The following is an 18,109-nucleotide window of genomic DNA, read 5'->3' on the forward strand; positions in this document are numbered from 1 at the left end:
CTTATTGTATTTATATTTGGAAGAAAAGTATAACTCAGTATGCACTTAAAAAATAGATATCAAGTAAATTCATTTGATAAAAATAAACAGTAAAGAACTAGCTAAACTGAGATAAGTTTCTGTTTATTTGACAGCTTTATGAAGAAATTAAGCCAATAAAAATATCTCTAATATCTTGATATAGTGATATTACCTGATTAGCGTAATACCCAATAACTTTGTTTCACAGAGCTATACCAATAGTGTATTTTCTCTGTAGTAATATTAATTATAATCAAAAATTTTGTTTTAATAGGTAAAATGGCTTTAATGATAAATATTTTATTTAGACTCTAAAATGATAAAAGTGGTTAATTAATAAAACACTTTTTTATATTATAATTTAAAATCATCAAGTTTTTAGTATTTATAACTGGTATTAGCCCTCTCCCTTATTAATGTTGTGAGGGGAAAAGTGATAGGTGAAATGAACGAGCCCTTCTATTTTAAATCATATGATAAAGTAGTAGGAGTAGCCCATAACGAAAAAGAACTTGAAAAAGAGATTATGAGAATTGGTTCAGCTGATCCTCCATGTGTTAATTGGCATTTAGAGCAAGGTCATATAGTAGCATGGTTAAGATATATTGGAAATAACACCTTAGCCGAAATGCTGAAGGGCGTAAAAGATTACCGAGAGGCTCTTGCTAGAATAAGAGATTATTGGGTCTTGTCTGAAAATAAGAAGGCTAAAGAGGTAGATAGAGCTACGGAGAAGAGAAAGGCGAGATATAGTTTAAGGAGATAAGCTAAAAGACAATCCCAAATTGCCATCAGTGTTATTAGTGTTAGATTATTCTATCTTTTTTCTCGGTAGTTCCCATTTTAGTTCCATTGCTAAAATCCGTAAAATCAAGGTTATTAGAAATGAGACTATTAAAGCTACATCTTCAGGCACAGAGAGATCAGAGGCTATGAAATACACGAAGGAACCTATTACAGCTGTGGTAGCATAAAACTCTCTAGTGAGGATTAAAGGCACTTCGTTTGATAGTATGTCCCTAATTACTCCACCTCCTACTGCTGTTATAGCCCCTACTATTACAACTAGAATTACATTGTTGGATACTGAGTAGGCTAATGAGGCACCTGAAGATGCAAAAGCACCTAACCCAATTGCATCAGCGTATAGTAGAGGTTTTCCCACATTGGTGAATATCCTATAGAAAACGAAGGTAGCTAAACTAGCTAGAAATGCGGTAATAGGATAAGGGTAATAGATTAGATTTGTGGGGGGAGTTTTACCCAATAACAGATTTGATATAATACCTCCTCCTAAGGCTGTTGAGAAACCTAATACTAGAACTCCTAAAAGATCCATGCCCTTCTTTACCGCTTTTATTGCCCCTGAGATTGCAAAGGCAACTATACCTATGTAATTAAATATATCAAATACGATTGATGATGAGACAATCACGTATGTGATGAATTGAGTTTTGATTTAAAAAGTCTCTCCTCCCCTTATTACTATGTTCTTTCAGAGTAGCAATGTGTTTTCTTATGGATTTTAGATGATGATAAAGGTTTTTTGATATTAAATAAAAATAAGGAGTTATAAGTTGAGTAATCATATTTTTAATATATGGAGGAAGTTGTAAGAGCTTACCAAGAGGGTAATTTAAACTATGCACTAAGAAAGATTAATGAGATTATTAAGAGTAATCCCTCCCCTGACATATATAACCTATTAGGAAAGATATTATTGGAGTTAGGTAAGGATGAAGAGGCACTTGAAGCCTTTAGACAGGCTAATAATAGGCTCGAAGTAGCTAGAATTTATATTCAAAAGGGTCTATATCAAGACGCATTAAATGAAATAAAGGACGAAACAAATGATGAATCAAAGATATTGAGAGCATTAATTTACATTAAAATGGAGAATTTCGATAAGGCAAAAGAGGAGATAGCTAACATAAACTCCAACTCTCCTCTGTTCCACAAGGTAAAGGGAATAGTGGAATACCATACTGCAAATTATTATGGGGCACTGAGATCCATAACAATAGCCTTAAGAGAATACCCCATGGATGCTGAGCTATACTATTACAGAGCTCTAGTGAAAGCAGAGCTGGGGTTAGAATATGAGGATGACATAGATATGGCGATTAACCTAAACCCATACTATGCTGAGTTATACTTCAGTAAAGGCGTAATATTGGAACAAAGGGGTAAATTAAATGAAGCCGTAAACTACTACAGTAAGGCAATAAAGTATAAGCCTGAACTAGTTAAGGCTTATTACAGGAGAGCTAAAGTTTACATGAAACTGGGAATGGATCAAGAAGCTGAAAAAGATATAGAAAAAGTGAAGGAATTAACTGACAACAAAAGTTGACCTAGTAAAGTACTTCTTTAGTATTAAATTGGCTACATTTACTGCAGGAATGCCTGTAACTTGACCACCTGGATAAGTCCCTGCACTACATAAGTAAACATTATCGTACTTTGTTTCATATCCAAGCCTCTTTTCAAGGATAAATTCCTCCCTCATTGGTAGATGGTTCAAATCGCCGTAAGGCAAGTTATAGATCTTTTCTGCGTTAAATGCGTTCAATTCATCGACATACTTAACTTTACTTTTAAGGTCTGGGAACATTTGGTAGAGATCCTCCAGGTCAGCCATGGTCTCCATCACTACACCGTTTCTACTCTTATCTAAGATAGACGGGAATAACAACTCACCAAATTCAGTGTCGAGAAGGGAATTCTCAAGACCTTTAAGCTTCTCAGGAAACCTGGGGTAGTCCGATAAAATAACATTGTATTTCTTCCATCCGGGATAATACCCCCTCTTAGGGACATTGGGAACGAGCTCAGGAAATTGTAAAGGACTAGTGGCTATCACAAATACATCACCGTCAACCACAGTGTTACCCATCCTTACACCAACCACCTTATCGTCTCTTACTATGAGCTCTTCTACCTTGCTGTTCACTCTTACTTCAACTCCCTTATCGATAGCATACTCTGCAATTTTCTGACTCACTGTACCCATTCCACCTTCTACTAAAGACCACTCAGGGGAAAAGAAGTAGGCAATAACATACGCCGAAGTCCTTTCCATTCCTGGATATATAAAGAACTCGTGGTAGTCCTCAGATATATACTCTGACAATACTTTCTTTGCTGGTTCCTGAATGAATTCCTCTAAACCGTATTTCTTAGCTTCCTCAAGGATCGAATCTTTTGTTGGTGGCTTTTCCACAAAAGTAAATTTATCATAAAGCAACTTCTTAAACTTCAACAATTTATCTTCAAATTCAGGGTATCTCGTTTCACCAGCCTTTATCATTTCTTCTCTTCTCTTCCTTGAATCTCTGTAGAATGGTATTACCTTATCGTTGACGTAGAAGACCTGAAAAATATCGTTGTAAAGTAACGGAATCTTAAATTTATTAATAAGAAAACCAGGCATGAGACCCAATACGTACGATGCTCTACTTAACTTCACACCCTGTATTTCGATAGTATCTGTCATTCCCCCTAACTTACTGTTAGCCTCTAAGAGTGTTACCTTAGCACCCTGTTCAGCGAGTAATGCAGAAAGTATTAATCCGTTATGACCTCCGCCTACAATAACTATTCTCTTTGTAGACATTATATCACTTTCTCAAGATATGCCAAGTTCCTAGAGCTTTCGCACCTAGGACGTTATTCGCGTCATATAGGCTTAGGTCAACTACGACTGTAGTTTTACCTGCTCTTATTACCTTACCTATACACTTGAAGGGACCATCTTTCATAGCTTCTAGAAAGTTAACCTTTAGTTCCTGTGTAACTTGGTTGAACCCCTCGTTTACTGTCATAGTAGCAATTCCACCTGTGTAATCTAATACTGTCATTATTACTCCGCCATGCAGAATACCGCCCAATCTTGTGACATTTTCGGAGTAGTCAAAAGTAGTTTCTGCGTATCCTTTACTTACCTTAACAACTTTGAGACCTATGTATGAGGCAAGTTTCTCTAGATTTAACATATATGTTATTTTTTCCTGATCAAAAAATCCGCTACTTTCGTCGGTCATAAAGATTACTATAAATATCTCATAAAAAACTCTTTCTTCTAAGATATTTGATTACAACACAGTGGCTTCTCACATACAATCAACAATTATTTTGTCTAACCATGTAATCTTTATGTTATTGTTGTATTGATAGTAAAATTTCCTTGTAAATAATATACTTTAATCCGTTTACATAATCAAAAATAACGTATATTTTTAAAGATTCACAAAGTTGCATATATCAAAAGTTTTATATTATGCTATTATTGGCAAAAAATTGCAATATCCCAATTAGTTATGTAATTGAATATAACATAGTATAAACTAGAGAAATTTTTATTAGGTTAAAAATTGAATATATTATGTGAGCCAAGAAAAAATGGGCATAAATAAAGAAGTAATACGATGTTGTTATAAGATTTCGGACACTGATGTTGACTGTTTATTAAAATTGATAGAGCTGAGAAAGCCTATAACGTCTGAAGAGCTATCTGACATGATGAAGGTTAGTAAGACGACAATAGAGAATAGTCTCAAAAAATTGATGGACATAGGTTTAATTACAAGGGAGAAGAAGACAGATAAAAGGATAGGAAGACCGAAGTATTACTACACGTTGATTATTAACTTTGAGGATAAAATGCGAAATGATTTACTGAATTGTTCTAAACTGATTGACCAAGTCATAAGTGAGGATATGGCTAGGATATAGAACTCATTGGTTCTTGGCTGTCTCACGTTCTATTAGATCCTTCATTATCTGATAATCTTTTTCTCCTCTATACTTCTCTATGAGCTTAAGTATATTGTCTAGTTCCTCTTTAGAGTACGGAATCTCCACCATTTTAGCTAATTTCTCTAAAACGTCTACTAAAGGTTGAAGTGCCTCTATATATTCAGGTATTGTTGTTTCAGGTCTTTTCTCATATAAACTTAACAAACCTGTGGCTATTAACACGAAACCCCTACCTATGAGTTTTCTTAACTCCTCAGCCTGTTTTGACTTATCCTCAATCTTCAGTATTTCATCTTTCTTTTTACTCAGTTCCTTTAAGTATTCTACCAGTCTGACTTTCTGAATTTCTAACGTGAGTAATGAATCTCTAACGGTCTTTGATGCTATGTACCTTACTTCTCCACCTGTATTGACTATAACCACATCTCCCTTTATGAACAAGTTTTCAATACTTCTCTGTATTGACTCAGCCGTTACGAATAATGACAAATTAGAGAATAAAGTTCTAGAATCTAAGCCTGAAGGACCAGCCTGAGCTATCGTAGTTAAGACTAGCCTATCTCTTTTTTGCTCAAACTCCATACACTGATTATGGTGAAAAAGATAAAAAAAGTAGTAGCTAGTGCTCCAGGAAAAGTTTTATGGATAGGTAGTTACTCCGTTGTCTTTGGAGGAATATCCCATTCAATAGCAATCAATAAAAGAGTGAGAGCTGAATGTGAGTACTCTCCTTCAGACGATTCTTTATTCGAGACTAGTTACGGAGTCTTTAAGGGTAAAGGAAATTCCTTAATCGAAAGTGTCATATCACAGTTCCCTAATTTACCAAAAGTTCATGTTAAGCTAATAAACGACAAAGACTTCCTGCTAGAGGGCAGAAAAACAGGTTTAGGGAGCTCCTCTGCATCCACAGTTGCCTTAACTGCATGTTTGTATGCCCTAGTAAACGAAAATGTAGACTTGAACGAGATACACAAAATATCGCAAGTAGCAAACTATCAAAGACAAAGAGGTATAGGTAGTGGATTCGACATAGCTACCGCAGTTTATGGCTCAATAGTTTACAAGAGATTCACAGACATACAAAATTTAGACACTTACATCGAGCCTCTTAGATTAGGGGATAAATACCAAATGGCATTGGCATTCATTGGGGAAAGTTATGATACTGTGAACTCCGTGGCGAAGTTCGTTGAAAAGAGAGATTTGGAACAGTTTAAGCAAATGATGAAATACATTGATGCTGAGAATTCATTTGCCATAAAATTATTGAAAGATAACAAACTGGAACAGGCTGTAGAACACTTAAAGTTATCTAGACTCATGTTAGAGCAACTAGCTGAAAATGTGGTAGGCGTAAAAATAGAGAACGAAAAAACCATAGAGTTAAGGAGAATAGCTGAAAAGTATGATGCACTAATAGCAATGTCCCCCGGAGCTGGGGGCGAGTCAGTCTTCGCAATAGGTTATGATCTTTCAAGGGTTATAGAGGAGTGGAAGAAAATTAAAGGAATATATGTTATTAATTTGAAGGAAGACGAGGGGCTTAAGGTTGAAACTTGAAGGAGAGGCTATTGCTCCTTCCAATATAGCAATAGTTAAATATTGGGGGAAAAGAGACGATAAACTAAATCTCCCTTTGAATTCCTCATTATCCATAAGCTTGGAGAAATTAGAAGTGAGGACTAAGGTAACTGTTTCAGCCGATTTACAAAAGGACGAAATATACATAAATCAACAGAAGTTGAGAGAGGAAGAATTTGAAGAATATGGAGGGAGAGTTATTAATATTTTCAGAGAGCTCTACGGTAAAAAATTCTCCGTAAAAGTTGAGTCCTACATGAATTTCCCTAAATCAGTCGGTTTAGCCTCGTCTGCAGCAGGTATAGCTGCATTAGTTTATGCGTTAAATGATGCATTAGGTTTGGGTTTAAGCCAAAGGGAATTATCCAAAATAGCCAGAATTGGATCAGGTAGTGCTTGTAGAAGCACGATTGGTGGATTTGTAATATGGGAAAAGGGTAGTCAGGAAGATGGGGAAGATTCATATTGTTATCAAATTTTTCCTGAGGATCACTGGGAAGACCTAATAGATATTATTCCGCTAATTCAGTTGAAAGAGAAGAAGGTTTCCTCGAGGAAGGGGATGAAGAATACAGCCTTATCTTCTTCACTGATGGAGTGTAGACTTAAGTTTATTGAAGATACATTGCCTTTAGTTATAGATAGTATTAAGAAGAAGGACGAAAAAGAGTTCTATTATTGGACCATGAGGCATAGTAATAGTATGCATGCTGTTATCCTTGATTCATGGCCATCGTTCTTTTATCTAAATGACACATCTTTCAAGATAATGGAATGGATACAAGAATTTGGAAATGCTGCTTACACTTTTGACGCCGGACCAAATCCACATATATTCACGACAAAGAAGCACCTTGATGAAATTACTCAGTATCTAAATAGTATAGGAATAAAGGATTATATAATAACGAAAGTTGGAAGGGGACCTAGAGTTATTCGCAGTTAGACAGGATCTCTTTATACTTCTTAATTCTGTCCTCTTCGCTTACATGGTAAACTATTACAGCTTTTTTCAAATCCTTAACGGCAGTTATCAAGTTAGATACTTTAGATAACTCTTGGAGCTTACTTCCATCAAATATGTAGACAGCTTCCTTTTCTTCCTTATACGGAACATCAAAGAACTCATGATAAATGATCTTTCCGTCAGTTTCTCTGCTCAGATTTATTAGTTCATCTCTATCCACTCGATTTAGGCATTCATTTATAACCTCTTTTTTTATCCTCCTGTATCCTTCCCTGTAAAGAAGGGCTCGTTTATATCTTTCATCTAACTTATCGAGCTTTGATAACACATTTATATCCGTTATTTCCAAGAGTCTAGATAAATCCAATAACCCAGTTTGTATCATCTTAGCAATTGCATGAGATAGGATAGAATTATACATCCCTACAACGCTATGGAAGTATACGTTTTCAAACATGTACATCCTTGCCAGTAGAAATTGTTCAACAATAGGTATAGCCTTCCTTAGAACTGCTATTCTACCGTCTACATAAACTAAAACTCTCTTAAGTCTTTCAATGTCATAGGAGCCATACCCAACACCTGCATAGTATGAATCTCTCAATAAATAATCTCCTCTGTCGGCGTCAATGAAGTTTGAGATTATTTGTAACGCAAAGCGTTCCTCTTCACTTCTTACATTCTCCTCGAGCACGTTTGTCAGAAATTTTATTGGGTCGGAAATAGTGGAATCTTTTATGGCTTCCAATATAGAAGATAGGTTCTCCTGGATTATTTTAACTCCTATTTTAACGTGAGTCTTTTTGCCTTCATAAAATACGTCTTTAACACCATATATCTCATTAGCAACTTGTAAAGCAGATTCGAAGGTGTGAGAAAAGGCTAAATGACCTATATCATGGAGTAACCCTGCTATTTTGACCAATCTTTCATAACCAGGGGTGAAAAAGGGGGGTTTAACAAAACGTGCAAATTCTCCAGCTAACTGCATTACACCAAGACTATGTTCAAATCTGGAGTGTCTCATACCAGGATAGACTAAATGTGCCATAGCATTCTGAGAAATTAATCTCAGCCTCTGAAATACTCTAGAGGAAACTATCTTTAGTATTTCGTCGTCTATTTCTATGTAACCATGTATTGGATCTCTTATTAATTTCACGATATATTATTTTGTTAAACTAATATTAATGCGTCTAGTACAGCATATACTCCTTCCTTAACTTTATTTTCTAACTCTTCTTTTGATATCCATCCCCCTTTAACTAAATTGTCTGAAACAACTAACACTGCCCCACTTCTCACTTTTCTTAATCTGCTCAGTATGAACAGTGTAGAGCATTCCATCTCTACTGCAATATTACCCCTCTCATACCATTTTTTCGCAAATTCAGCATCTTCCGCATAAAATGCATCACTGCTGAAAACGTTACCCACATGAAACTTTAACTTTCTGTTCTTGAAGGAGTTGTAAAGTGCTGAACTTAATTCAAAGTCTGGGGTTGCTGAAATGCAGACGTTTTCCTTGAAATATTGATATACTATACTACTGGGATTATAGGAAGCACCAGAAACTAGGATATAGTCGCCTATTTCTATATCTGATGCTAGCGCTCCGGTGGTTCCAAACCTCACAAACGTCTTTCCTCCTAACATAATTAATTCCTCTAATACTATGGCTATGGAAGGACCACCTATACCATGAGTTGCAACTGAGATATCAATACCCTTATACTTGCCTGTATATACAAGAAATCCTCTGTTCTCGTTTACTGTCCTTACATCGTCTAAGAATTTAGCTATATACCTTACCCTGCCGGGATCACCTGCTATTATTACTCTTTCTGCCACATCTCCTTTCTTTGCGAGAATATGTACGGGATTCATGAGATATCAGACATTAGAAGGTTTTTATATCATTTGGTCAATACAGCCAGTGTTCATCATCTGTAAACAGAGTTCATATAGGCTTATATAAGCATTAGAATAAATTAGGATAATATTTAAAAAGTCATATTCAATACCTTATCTTATGAAAGAAAGGGTTGTTGAAGCTAAAAGATTGGTGGGAAAGAAGACTGTAAGGGGAAAGACTTACGAATATGAATATTACACGTTACCGCTAAACTTATACATACCAAAATCAATGGTTGAAAAACACGGTACAAAATATATGCTACAAGTAGATGAAGAATCTGGTACTATAACAATTAGACCTACTAAAGGTTAACATTTTTACCATAGTCTTTCATCGCCTGTGCAAATATATCTTTGAGTTGATTAAAGGCGTATTCAACATTACATTTATTTACAGTATCTCTACTTAGCCTACTGTATTTATCCGGTTCTTTCAAGACAATATCTATTTTTTCAGCTAACTCTTCATAATTACCGCTCTTGAACACAAAACCGTTAGAACCATCAATTACTAGCTCACTTACCCCGGCACCACTACTCACTATAGCAGGCTTTTCAAAGAACCAACCTTCACACACAACGAGACCAAAACCCTCTATCCTTGATGGAAGGACAATCACATCTGAAGCCTCATATATTGCATTCAACTCTTCGTCTGACACATGACCTGTAAATACAACCTTCTTGTCAACTCCTAAATTACTGGCTAGAGACTGAAGTTTTCTTACCCAATTACCAGCCTTATTTGTGCCCAATGCACCACTTGTGAAACTACCATTCCCCACGAGTAAAAGTTTAGCATTACTCTCCTTAATTTTCTTTAAAGCCATTATTGCTACATCTTGGCTTTTCATGGGATCCATTCTAGCCACTACAGTTATTACTTTTTCGTCTTTACCTATATTATATTTGGATTTTACCTTATCCACTTCACCTTTACTACCTCTTCTTAAAGTGCTAGTATCAATGAAAGGGTAAACTTGCCTGGCATTTATTTTGGCACCGATCCTCAGAAGACCTTCTAAGTCTCTCTTAGTACTCAGTATAACATAATCATATCCCTCAAATGATCTTACAATAAAGTCCCTGATCCGTGGTGATAAATTTTCAGGCACAAATGGTATATGATACCAAAGTATTGCAGGTGCTGATGGACCAATTATACCTCCCACTAGTAATAGCTGAAAATCGTTTATGAAATATACATCACTGTCATTGTGAAATTCAAGTAATTTTTTAGCTGAGATCCAGTTATAATCCGCGTAACTTATATATTCTGAAGGTTTAATCTCATATTTCTCTATTCCATGGCTTTCATTATATATTCCCTCTTTATACCTAGTATAATTTTTAAGATTCTCAGGATCTAGATCTATAAAATCGAAAAGCCTCTGATCACCATATTTAACCTGAGGTGGATAACCAGGACCTAAAGAGACCCATCTAACCTTATTAAATTTGTTGATGAGGGATAACATCATCTTTGGTACTCCGCCTACAGAAAAGTAGTAATCAGAAGAGTCCAATTGACTCAACTCTATCGGTAGTTCAAAGAATCCATATTTATCCATTAAATCCCTGTAAGTATACCTGAATCTAACTGGCGGTGTCTGTGTACTGATAGATACTGAGAACATAAACTAATTTACTCTTTCAGTAGTTATATTCTTTTAATGAATTACGCCTTACTTTCAAACGGCATAACAACTGCACTAGAGAAGGAAGGAAGTATAGAGTGGTTTCCAGTTCCCAAATTCGATTCTCCATCTGTTTTTACAAAGATATTAGATGAAGATAAAGGAGGATACTTCCTTATAACTCCTGAAAAATTCAACAAAGTTAAACAACAGTATGTAGAATACTCACTGATACTCAGAACTGAATTCGATGATGGCAATCTTATACTGATAGATTTTCTGCCCCTATCCTTACCGGCAATTATAAGATTATATGAGGCTAAAGTACCATTTAATGTTGAAGTTAAGCCATTATTCAATTATGGTCTAGTAAATGCCGGCACAGAAACAAGAAAAGATGGAATAATTTATAAAAATCCGGAGTCTAAGGAAGGATTAGAACTATTGATAAATGGAGATTATAAAATAATTTCACCTTACCGCATTACAGTAAATAGTGGAAAGGGTTACCTATACCTACTATATTCCAGAGATCTCAGATACGGTTTATTTAGTCAGAAAGGCTTTGTATACTCTGAACCGTATGAGGCATACTCAAAATTACTCTACTATTCTAGAAAAGAACTGGAAAGAGCTAGAAAACCTAGCATATATGAGAATGCTTTCTATAGATCCTTATCAGTGATTTTAGGCTTAATATATAAGCCTTCAGGAGGAATAATTGCTTCACCTACTACGTCTATTCCTGAAATAGTTGGTGACGAACGAAATTGGGATTACAGATATGTCTGGGTTAGGGACTCTTCCTATGCTATAGAAGCCCTAGTGAAAGCCAATCTATTAACACATGCCAGACGAGCTTTAGACTTTTTAACAAACCTACTTGATCCATCCTCAAAAAGCTTTGACCACCCCTTTTACTCTGTTGACGGAACACCACCACCTGCAGAAGAGAATTTGGACTGGTTAAGTGGGTTCATGAATAGTAAACCGGTTAGAATTGGAAATGCTGCTTATCTTCAGATTCAGATGGATATTGAGGGAGCCTACATGAATGCGTTATACGAATACTATAAAAGGACACTTGATAAGGATTATATTTCATCTATTTTCTGGGCTGTTGAGGCAATATCAGACTGGGTTTCTTCTTCATGGAGAGGGGAAAGTACAGATATATGGGAAGAGAGAGGAATCAGTAGGCATTACACTCACACAAAATTAATGTCCTGGGTTGCTTTAGACAGAGCATCAAAATTGGCAAAAGATTTAGGTTATAATAAATTATTCGAGGAATGGAAGTCCAGAGCTAATGAGATAAAGATAGACATACTGAATAATGGGGTTAAGGACAATCATCATTTCGTGAGATATTACGGAGGAGATGAAATAGACGCTGCGTTGTTGACCCTACCAATATATGATTTCATACCAGCAACAGATACTCTCTTCATGAACACTTTGAAGAAGATAGATGAAGAACTCAGGGTCGCAGATGGATTATATTTGAGGTATAAAAAAGATTTCATGGGATTGGCAAAGAATCCATTCACGTTAGTTACAACATGGATGGCTAGGGTTTATATCAGATTGAAAGAATTTGACAGAGCTAGATGGTTACTTGAAACTCTGATAAAGTGTAATCAGGACTTAGGACTTATAGGAGAACATGTGGATCCTGAAACTTGTGAGGCAAGAGGCAATTATCCTCATTTGTTCCCCCATTCTGGAATGGTATTAAGTATACTGGAGTTTGATGAAGTAAGATAAACAGAAAGGAACATATATTTTCACTTACTATTGAATCGTCTCTCGACTCCTTTTCTCGAGCTGACAAAATCCAATATCCAGTTGATGATGTAGAGTACTGGAAATAAATAAAATCCCAAGATCATTAAGATATCGACGGATACGAGATACATAGAACTATCAAAAAGCTGTATCAAGGCTCTGTCATGAGCTGGCGAAAATGATGATACTAGGATACCTAAAATTGCTAGAACAAACCCAACGTTTATTGCAAACCTACTTATCCTCACAAGATATGACATAATGAATAGAACCACTACCAGGGTAAACGTCGCTACTGACAAAAATACCGGCACTACTTTATACAGTAAATAACCTCCAACCAGTAGTGATAGACCTGAGCCTATAAGATAGTAAGTATAAAATTGTCTCATATTCCTATTTGTCTTAGGGAAACCTAAAAATTATGACTATTGACAAAAAGCTCATTCAAAACTTTTTTGCTGTCTAATATAAAAAATAATTAATGGTAGTAGCCTATAAGTTGTCAAATGGTTTAGAGGTTATCCTGGAAAATGGAGATATAACAAAAGTAGAAGCAGACGCAATTGTGAATGCGGCAAACTCTTATCTTAGTCATGGCGGAGGAGTAGCTCTTGCAATTGTAAGAAGTGGGGGTTATATAATACAGGAGGAAAGTGATGAGTATGTTAGAAGAAATGGACCAGTTCCTGTCGGAGAAGTCGCTGTTACTACAGCAGGTAAATTGAAAGCAAGATACGTTATCCATGCAGTAGGACCTAGATATGGAATAGAGGGTGATGATAAGTTGGAGTCAGCAATAAGGAGAAGTTTAGAGAAAGCTGATGAGCTTAAACTCTCTAGTATAGCGTTGCCTGCAATATCTACAGGAATTTATGGCTACCCATATGAAATATGCGCTAGAATAATGAGTAAGGTGATGAAAGAGTATAAGCCTAAATTCCTAAAAAGGATACTGGTAGTGGTTTACGGCGATCAAGCTTATTCTGTGTTCAAAAAAGTTTTTGATAATAGTTTATATATGAACTAAACACTAAACTTATTTTATGGTTAAAATAACGAAGAAAATTAACATTATTCCCGGAAGTCCGAATACATTAATTTATGATGGACGCATAGTTATAGATCGAAATAACCCAGAAATTCAAGGAGAAGTTCAATTGGCTACACATGGGCATGCAGACCATATTTCAGGCTTACTCTCCAATGCAAAAGTAAAATATCTACCAAAGGAGGAATATTGGTCAATAACGTTGCAAGGCAGGAGAATGCTCACTTATGGGTGTACCTCTTTAAATTCAGAGATATTTAGCTATGATTACGTAAAAGAGAATCTAGTTGATCTAACAGCAGATTATAAGGATTCTGAGGTAGAGAGTATTAAACTCCCTGGACATACACCAGGGCATACAGGGTACATAGTTGATAATGTACTATATGCAGGTGATACATTTTTTGGTGAAAGAGTCCTACAGAACTTTTCAGTGCCTTTTTACATAGATTTCTGGTCTGCCTTAGATAGCATACAAAAAATAAAGGAAATAAGTAAGAGTGTGGAGAATGTTGTTATAAGTCATGGACCAATATTTAGTCTCAATAAAATGATAAAACTAATCGATTATAATATTGAATATAATAATAAGTTAGTTGAAAGAGTAAAAGAATTAATCTCCACCGAAGAAATGACGTCAGAAGAAATTGCAATAAGGCTAAAGCCTGATATTTCAGCTACAGGAGTTCTTTTAAACAGTATTACTATAAAATCCATGTTGTTAGGACTAGAGAATATTGAATATAAAGTAACACCTAAAGGTCTAGTATTTAGGAAGAAAGTCCATTAAATATTAGGGCAAAAATAAAACTGTAGGATACTCATTTTGAAATCGTGACGATAATAGAAAAAAGAATTTTTCAGTTAATGAAGGAAGCCGTGGAGGAGATGGAAAAGTATGGATCGTGTCAAAGTGCGTATTATATGTTAAAGTATATACTTTCTCAAATTAATGATCATATACAAAGCTTTCCAGATTATGATATACCATTAGATAATTTAATTCTCCTATCCTTTAACGAGACTTTAGAGGAAAAGAAGTATAAATTTTTCGTAAAAACCTTCTTAGTTTATGATTATTTGAGCACGAAATATACGGTTCAAGATCCCATTTTCATTTTCAGATGGGGAAAACTGTACTTTATTTACAGTCCAAGAATTGATGCGCATCTTTCCTTACTAGAAAAAAACAGCTTTTTAACATGTCATAAATTCCAGTTGAAATTGACGAGAAGAGGAAAAGAAGAAAGAGAAAATATAATCCAAAACTTATCAGATTATGATTTAAATAAAATAAATGAACTGGATAAACAGATAGAAGAGTTTAAGTTGCAAGACCTTAAAATATTTATGAAAAAATACTTATTCGAAAAGGGTAATAATTATAGTACTATAATGGAGTAGATTTTATAATTTGAAAAGTAAATTATATTCCTTGTTTTTAGATATATAACTAGTAACTCATTGAAATGTTAAAGTTCTCCTTCCCCTTCTATGACCAAAAAATGATTATCTTTACATATAAATTGATAACGCCTTAAAGTTATTTAATTAATTACATAAATTCTTCCACAAACAATAGCTTTATAATTTACTTCGTCAAGTAAATTCCTATGTCACACATAAAGATACTTGGTATACCTGGAAGTATAAGAAAGAACTCGTATAACAAACTACTACTAAAAGCCACCTTAAATCTTTTACCACAAGGAGTTGAAATGGAAATATTTGAAGACATAAGCCAAATTCCTCCATTTAATCAAGATGAGGAAAACAACCCTCCACAGGTTGTAAAAGATCTAAAAAGAAAAATCAGAGAGAGCGACGCTATCTTATTTGCTACGCCAGAATATAATAGGTCAATACCTGGAGTATTAAAGAATGCAATAGATTGGGCTTCCAGACCTTATATGGATAACTCCTTTAACGGAAAAGTCGCTGCAATAATGAGTGCCTCGATAGGAATGCTTGGAGGAGCTTTAGCACATTATCACCTAAAACAGATCCTATCATTCCTGAATGTAAATGTAGTAACTGGGCCAGAAGTATTCGTAAGTTTTGCACAACAAAAATTTGACGAAAATGGAAATCTTGTAGACGAAAACTCTAAAAAATTTATATCTCAATTGCTAACTAACCTTGTGGATTATGTAAAGATGGTAAAAAGTAAACAGGTAGTAAGTTTATAAGTTAATTTTTGTGGAAAAGGGTTCAATATTCTATTTTTCTTCCATAACTTAATTATCCAAATAACGGAACCTTGCTTTTCTTAGGTGGTTTTGGAATAAATGGAACAACTAAGGCAGATATAACTCCAACTATACTTAGTATTTCACTGGCGAATATTAGATTTGAAACCTGTGATAAAGACCCCATTAATATAGGTCCTATAACGCCTCCTCCTGTAACCCCTAATCCCCAGACTATCGAGTTTGCAAAACTCGTTGAATTTCTCGGAACAAAATCCCCTACCAAAGATAACATTAGCGGAAACGCACTAAAAGTAAAAAATCCAAAGATACACAAGAATACTATATTCGGAATTCGCAAAAATAATAAAAACGAGATTACAGCACCAACTGATGAAATACCATATATTGATCTCCTACCTACCCTATCAGACAAAAGACCTAAAATAGGTTGACCGACCACAGCTGCTGATAACGCTATACTCAATGCCTCTCCCAAATTAACAGAGTAGGAATAGTCAAAACTTCCCACTAATAATGTAGGAAGAAACTGAGATATGCCTTGTGTAAATATACTTCTCAAAAGGGCAGAAATTGTAAGAAGAATTATTGCTACTATTGAAAAACTACTGTTACTCGTGTTTGATTTTATATTTGCTGAGTCATCTTTTCTAGTGTCAAGTTGAATATTGGCAAAAAAGGAAGGTAATGATGCTAAAATGGAAATTACACCCAGTATTAATGACGTTAGAAACATATTCCTATAGAAAAATCCAAATATTGCCAGCATTAATGTAGGATATATAGCCCTGCCTAAACTACCCATGGATCCATTAATCCCTAATGCAGTACCTGCATTTCCCTTATATGTTATGGACAATATAGCTGCACCTAAAGGGTGGTAAAATGCCGAAGAGAAGCCTGCTATTGCCACAGCTAGAATCATGAGTGGAAGAGAATTAATGGAGATTGAACTGCCAAACAGTATCAAGCCAAAACCCCATAATAATATTCCTAGACCCATTATTCTAGCATGAGTATTAGACCTATCAACAAGTCTAGTAACTAATGGTGAGGCTAGTGCCGAGACTCCGAAAAATATACCGCTCAACACACCTACTAGAAACTTTGAAATATCGAGATATTCTATGAGAAAAGTAAAGGATACTGGTAGAAACCACGAATTTCCGTCATTTATGAAATGAGATATTGAAGTCAGTGTAAGTATCTTGTACTTCATAAAATTTTACAACATACTAATTGTTAAAAAACCTACCTCTTCCTTAAGCGTAAATATAATGTGAGATACATGTTATGAGGTTACTAATAGTAGTATGCAATGCTAGATACGTCTCTCTATAAAATAAGAGAATCACATAGAAGGTTAAACCTTATAACATAGATTTTTACTGAGAATGATTTTTTATATAATCAAATATTTTTGTCAGCCATATTAATTGTGATTATGCAATCTGTTGAGTATGTTTTTGAGGAAGTTGTTAGGATTTATGATACTGATGCACAAGGAATAGCGCATTATGCATCTTATTATAGATTTTTTACGAACACTATTGAAAAGTTCATTCATGAAAAAGTAGGAATACCATATCCTATTGTGAATGATGAATTATGGTTTGTTATGGTAGAGTCACATGCTACCTATCACAAACCGGTTAAACTTGGAGATAAACTTACAATATTGTTGACCCCAAAAATCCTATCTAGCAAAGTTATAAAATTCGATCTTAAAATTATTAGGAAAGGAGAACTTACTACAGAAGGCAATTTAACTCAAGTTGCAATAAATCCAAAAATTTGGAAAGCCGTCGACATCCCGAATGAAATATTAAGTAAATTAGCTTAGTAGAATAACCTAAAAATACCTAGGATAACTGGTTTCAATAAACTAAATTAATGATACAAATCATGATAACTGAGTCGAATTCCATTAAATTATAGAAAAATACAGAAGTAACTTATCACAAATAGTTAATTAATGCGTGAAGTAGATTAGGTCCTAACTTGGGGATTTTTTACACAAACTTTTACTAAATTTCACACACAACATTACTTATGTCAAATCTACACAAAGAGACTAACTTTCAATTATTGTAAAAGTAAGCCGCGGCCGGGATTTGAACCCGGGACCTTTGCCTTACCAGGGCAACGCTCTAGCCAGGCTGAGCTACCGCGGCAT

The 18,109-nt window shown here is 35.0% G+C and carries 21 protein-coding genes and 1 tRNA gene; 12 read left to right on the forward strand and 10 right to left on the reverse strand.

All coding sequences use genetic code 11. From position 1 onward, the window contains the following. Positions 1-466 precede the first annotated feature (466 nt). Complete coding sequence (locus SACI_RS05900) at positions 467-787, forward strand: hypothetical protein (protein WP_011278085.1); 321 nt, start codon at positions 467-469, stop codon at positions 785-787. 45 nt (positions 788-832) lie between these two features. Here the strand turns inward: SACI_RS05900 and SACI_RS05905 are convergent, their stop codons facing one another. Continuing rightward, a complete protein-coding gene (locus SACI_RS05905; RefSeq protein ID WP_011278086.1) occupies positions 833-1,456 on the reverse strand; it encodes a trimeric intracellular cation channel family protein in 624 nt (207 codons plus the stop codon). A 165-nt stretch (positions 1,457-1,621) separates the two neighbouring features. Here SACI_RS05905 and SACI_RS05910 point away from each other — a divergent pair, with 165 nt between their 5' ends. Next, entirely contained in the window at positions 1,622-2,374 is a 753-nt protein-coding gene (locus tag SACI_RS05910) for a tetratricopeptide repeat protein (protein ID WP_011278087.1), read from the forward strand. On the opposite strand, the gene SACI_RS05915 is transcribed toward SACI_RS05910, so the two are convergent. Further along, entirely contained in the window at positions 2,354-3,637 is a 1,284-nt protein-coding gene (locus SACI_RS05915) for a phytoene desaturase family protein (protein ID WP_011278088.1), read from the reverse strand. The two genes, SACI_RS05910 and SACI_RS05915, sit on opposite strands and share 21 nt — an antisense overlap. Before the next feature lie 4 nt (positions 3,638-3,641). After that, positions 3,642-4,064: a PaaI family thioesterase gene (locus SACI_RS05920; RefSeq protein ID WP_011278089.1), complete on the reverse strand. Its 423-nt coding sequence runs from the start codon at positions 4,062-4,064 to the stop codon at positions 3,642-3,644. Between the two features lie 358 nt (positions 4,065-4,422). Here SACI_RS05920 and SACI_RS05925 point away from each other — a divergent pair, with 358 nt between their 5' ends. Beyond that, a complete protein-coding gene (locus SACI_RS05925) occupies positions 4,423-4,755 on the forward strand; it encodes a helix-turn-helix domain-containing protein (protein WP_015385581.1) in 333 nt (110 codons plus the stop codon). A gap of 3 nt (positions 4,756-4,758) precedes the next feature. Here the strand turns inward: SACI_RS05925 and SACI_RS05930 are convergent, their stop codons facing one another. Next, positions 4,759-5,361 carry a hypothetical protein gene (locus SACI_RS05930; protein WP_011278091.1) on the reverse strand — a complete coding sequence of 201 codons (603 nt, stop codon included), beginning with the start codon at positions 5,359-5,361 and terminating at the stop codon, positions 4,759-4,761. Between the two features lie 9 nt (positions 5,362-5,370). Here SACI_RS05930 and SACI_RS05935 point away from each other — a divergent pair, with 9 nt between their 5' ends. Both SACI_RS05935 and mvaD read left to right on the forward strand, forming a co-directional pair. Then, the gene (locus SACI_RS05935) at positions 5,371-6,342 is read left to right on the forward strand and encodes a phosphomevalonate kinase (protein ID WP_015385582.1); all 972 of its coding nucleotides are present in this window, start codon (positions 5,371-5,373) and stop codon (positions 6,340-6,342) included. Further along, a complete protein-coding gene (gene mvaD / locus SACI_RS05940; protein WP_011278093.1) occupies positions 6,332-7,309 on the forward strand; it encodes a diphosphomevalonate decarboxylase in 978 nt (325 codons plus the stop codon). The genes SACI_RS05935 and mvaD overlap by 11 nt, the downstream gene beginning before the upstream one ends. On the opposite strand, the gene SACI_RS05945 is transcribed toward mvaD, so the two are convergent. Both SACI_RS05945 and SACI_RS05950 read right to left on the reverse strand, forming a co-directional pair. After that, complete coding sequence (locus SACI_RS05945; RefSeq protein WP_011278094.1) at positions 7,296-8,492, reverse strand: HD domain-containing protein; 1,197 nt, start codon at positions 8,490-8,492, stop codon at positions 7,296-7,298. The two genes, mvaD and SACI_RS05945, sit on opposite strands and share 14 nt — an antisense overlap. Positions 8,493-8,506: 14 nt before the next feature. Beyond that, positions 8,507-9,217, reverse strand: a complete 711-nt coding sequence (locus SACI_RS05950) for a purine-nucleoside phosphorylase (protein ID WP_011278095.1) — start codon at positions 9,215-9,217, stop codon at positions 8,507-8,509. Positions 9,218-9,362: 145 nt separating this feature from the next. On the opposite strand from SACI_RS05950, the gene SACI_RS05955 reads away from it, so the two are divergent. After that, positions 9,363-9,560, forward strand: a complete 198-nt coding sequence (locus SACI_RS05955; protein WP_011278096.1) for a hypothetical protein — start codon at positions 9,363-9,365, stop codon at positions 9,558-9,560. On the opposite strand, the gene SACI_RS05960 is transcribed toward SACI_RS05955, so the two are convergent. Continuing rightward, positions 9,550-10,884: a glycosyltransferase family 4 protein gene (locus tag SACI_RS05960; RefSeq protein ID WP_011278097.1), complete on the reverse strand. Its 1,335-nt coding sequence runs from the start codon at positions 10,882-10,884 to the stop codon at positions 9,550-9,552. The two genes, SACI_RS05955 and SACI_RS05960, sit on opposite strands and share 11 nt — an antisense overlap. Positions 10,885-10,920: 36 nt before the next feature. Between SACI_RS05960 and treH2 the strand changes: the two genes are divergently transcribed. After that, the gene (gene treH2 / locus SACI_RS05965) at positions 10,921-12,651 is read left to right on the forward strand and encodes an alpha,alpha-trehalase TreH2 (protein ID WP_011278098.1); all 1,731 of its coding nucleotides are present in this window, start codon (positions 10,921-10,923) and stop codon (positions 12,649-12,651) included. A gap of 20 nt (positions 12,652-12,671) precedes the next feature. Here the strand turns inward: treH2 and SACI_RS05970 are convergent, their stop codons facing one another. Beyond that, positions 12,672-13,064 carry a hypothetical protein gene (locus tag SACI_RS05970; RefSeq protein WP_011278099.1) on the reverse strand — a complete coding sequence of 131 codons (393 nt, stop codon included), beginning with the start codon at positions 13,062-13,064 and terminating at the stop codon, positions 12,672-12,674. Positions 13,065-13,156: 92 nt separating this feature from the next. On the opposite strand from SACI_RS05970, the gene SACI_RS05975 reads away from it, so the two are divergent. From SACI_RS05975 to SACI_RS05990, 4 genes are all read left to right on the forward strand, one after another. Next, on the forward strand, positions 13,157-13,702 hold the full coding sequence (locus tag SACI_RS05975) for an ADP-ribose-binding protein (protein ID WP_011278100.1): 546 nt from the start codon (positions 13,157-13,159) through the stop codon (positions 13,700-13,702). Positions 13,703-13,718: 16 nt separating this feature from the next. Continuing rightward, on the forward strand, positions 13,719-14,513 hold the full coding sequence (locus SACI_RS05980; protein WP_011278101.1) for an MBL fold metallo-hydrolase: 795 nt from the start codon (positions 13,719-13,721) through the stop codon (positions 14,511-14,513). Between the two features lie 44 nt (positions 14,514-14,557). Continuing rightward, complete coding sequence (locus SACI_RS05985) at positions 14,558-15,127, forward strand: hypothetical protein (RefSeq protein ID WP_015385583.1); 570 nt, start codon at positions 14,558-14,560, stop codon at positions 15,125-15,127. Between the two features lie 209 nt (positions 15,128-15,336). Beyond that, positions 15,337-15,912: an NADPH-dependent FMN reductase gene (locus SACI_RS05990; RefSeq protein ID WP_011278103.1), complete on the forward strand. Its 576-nt coding sequence runs from the start codon at positions 15,337-15,339 to the stop codon at positions 15,910-15,912. A gap of 52 nt (positions 15,913-15,964) precedes the next feature. On the opposite strand, the gene SACI_RS05995 is transcribed toward SACI_RS05990, so the two are convergent. Next, entirely contained in the window at positions 15,965-17,152 is a 1,188-nt protein-coding gene (locus SACI_RS05995; protein ID WP_011278104.1) for an MFS transporter, read from the reverse strand. A 225-nt stretch (positions 17,153-17,377) separates the two neighbouring features. Between SACI_RS05995 and SACI_RS06000 the strand changes: the two genes are divergently transcribed. After that, a complete protein-coding gene (locus SACI_RS06000; protein WP_015385584.1) occupies positions 17,378-17,776 on the forward strand; it encodes an acyl-CoA thioesterase in 399 nt (132 codons plus the stop codon). A 256-nt stretch (positions 17,777-18,032) separates the two neighbouring features. Here the strand turns inward: SACI_RS06000 and SACI_RS06005 are convergent. Beyond that, positions 18,033-18,107: transfer RNA gene (locus tag SACI_RS06005), tRNA-Thr, on the reverse strand. Positions 18,108-18,109 lie beyond the last annotated feature (2 nt).

The sequence above is a fragment of the Sulfolobus acidocaldarius DSM 639 genome (assembly GCF_000012285.1).
Taxonomy (GTDB): Archaea; Thermoproteota; Thermoprotei_A; order Sulfolobales; family Sulfolobaceae; genus Sulfolobus; species Sulfolobus acidocaldarius.

Excerpts from the sequence above, each read along its gene's own strand:
- SACI_RS05900 (WP_011278085.1), top strand. The coding sequence starts at position 467 with ATGAACGAGCCCTTCTATTTTAAATCATATGATAAAGTAGTAGGAGTA.
- SACI_RS05910 (WP_011278087.1), top strand. The coding sequence starts at position 1,622 with ATGGAGGAAGTTGTAAGAGCTTACCAAGAGGGTAATTTAAACTATGCA.
- SACI_RS05915 (WP_011278088.1), bottom strand. The coding sequence starts at position 3,637 with ATGTCTACAAAGAGAATAGTTATTGTAGGCGGAGGTCATAACGGATTA.
- SACI_RS05920 (WP_011278089.1), bottom strand. The coding sequence starts at position 4,064 with ATGACCGACGAAAGTAGCGGATTTTTTGATCAGGAAAAAATAACATAT.
- SACI_RS05925 (WP_015385581.1), top strand. The coding sequence starts at position 4,423 with ATGGGCATAAATAAAGAAGTAATACGATGTTGTTATAAGATTTCGGAC.
- SACI_RS05930 (WP_011278091.1), bottom strand. The coding sequence starts at position 5,361 with ATGGAGTTTGAGCAAAAAAGAGATAGGCTAGTCTTAACTACGATAGCT.
- SACI_RS05935 (WP_015385582.1), top strand. The coding sequence starts at position 5,371 with ATGGTGAAAAAGATAAAAAAAGTAGTAGCTAGTGCTCCAGGAAAAGTT.
- SACI_RS05950 (WP_011278095.1), bottom strand. The coding sequence starts at position 9,217 with ATGAATCCCGTACATATTCTCGCAAAGAAAGGAGATGTGGCAGAAAGA.
- SACI_RS05955 (WP_011278096.1), top strand. The coding sequence starts at position 9,363 with ATGAAAGAAAGGGTTGTTGAAGCTAAAAGATTGGTGGGAAAGAAGACT.
- SACI_RS05960 (WP_011278097.1), bottom strand. The coding sequence starts at position 10,884 with ATGTTCTCAGTATCTATCAGTACACAGACACCGCCAGTTAGATTCAGG.
- treH2 (WP_011278098.1), top strand. The coding sequence starts at position 10,921 with ATGAATTACGCCTTACTTTCAAACGGCATAACAACTGCACTAGAGAAG.
- SACI_RS05970 (WP_011278099.1), bottom strand. The coding sequence starts at position 13,064 with ATGAGACAATTTTATACTTACTATCTTATAGGCTCAGGTCTATCACTA.
- SACI_RS05975 (WP_011278100.1), top strand. The coding sequence starts at position 13,157 with ATGGTAGTAGCCTATAAGTTGTCAAATGGTTTAGAGGTTATCCTGGAA.
- SACI_RS05980 (WP_011278101.1), top strand. The coding sequence starts at position 13,719 with ATGGTTAAAATAACGAAGAAAATTAACATTATTCCCGGAAGTCCGAAT.
- SACI_RS05990 (WP_011278103.1), top strand. The coding sequence starts at position 15,337 with ATGTCACACATAAAGATACTTGGTATACCTGGAAGTATAAGAAAGAAC.
- SACI_RS05995 (WP_011278104.1), bottom strand. The coding sequence starts at position 17,152 with ATGAAGTACAAGATACTTACACTGACTTCAATATCTCATTTCATAAAT.
- SACI_RS06000 (WP_015385584.1), top strand. The coding sequence starts at position 17,378 with ATGCAATCTGTTGAGTATGTTTTTGAGGAAGTTGTTAGGATTTATGAT.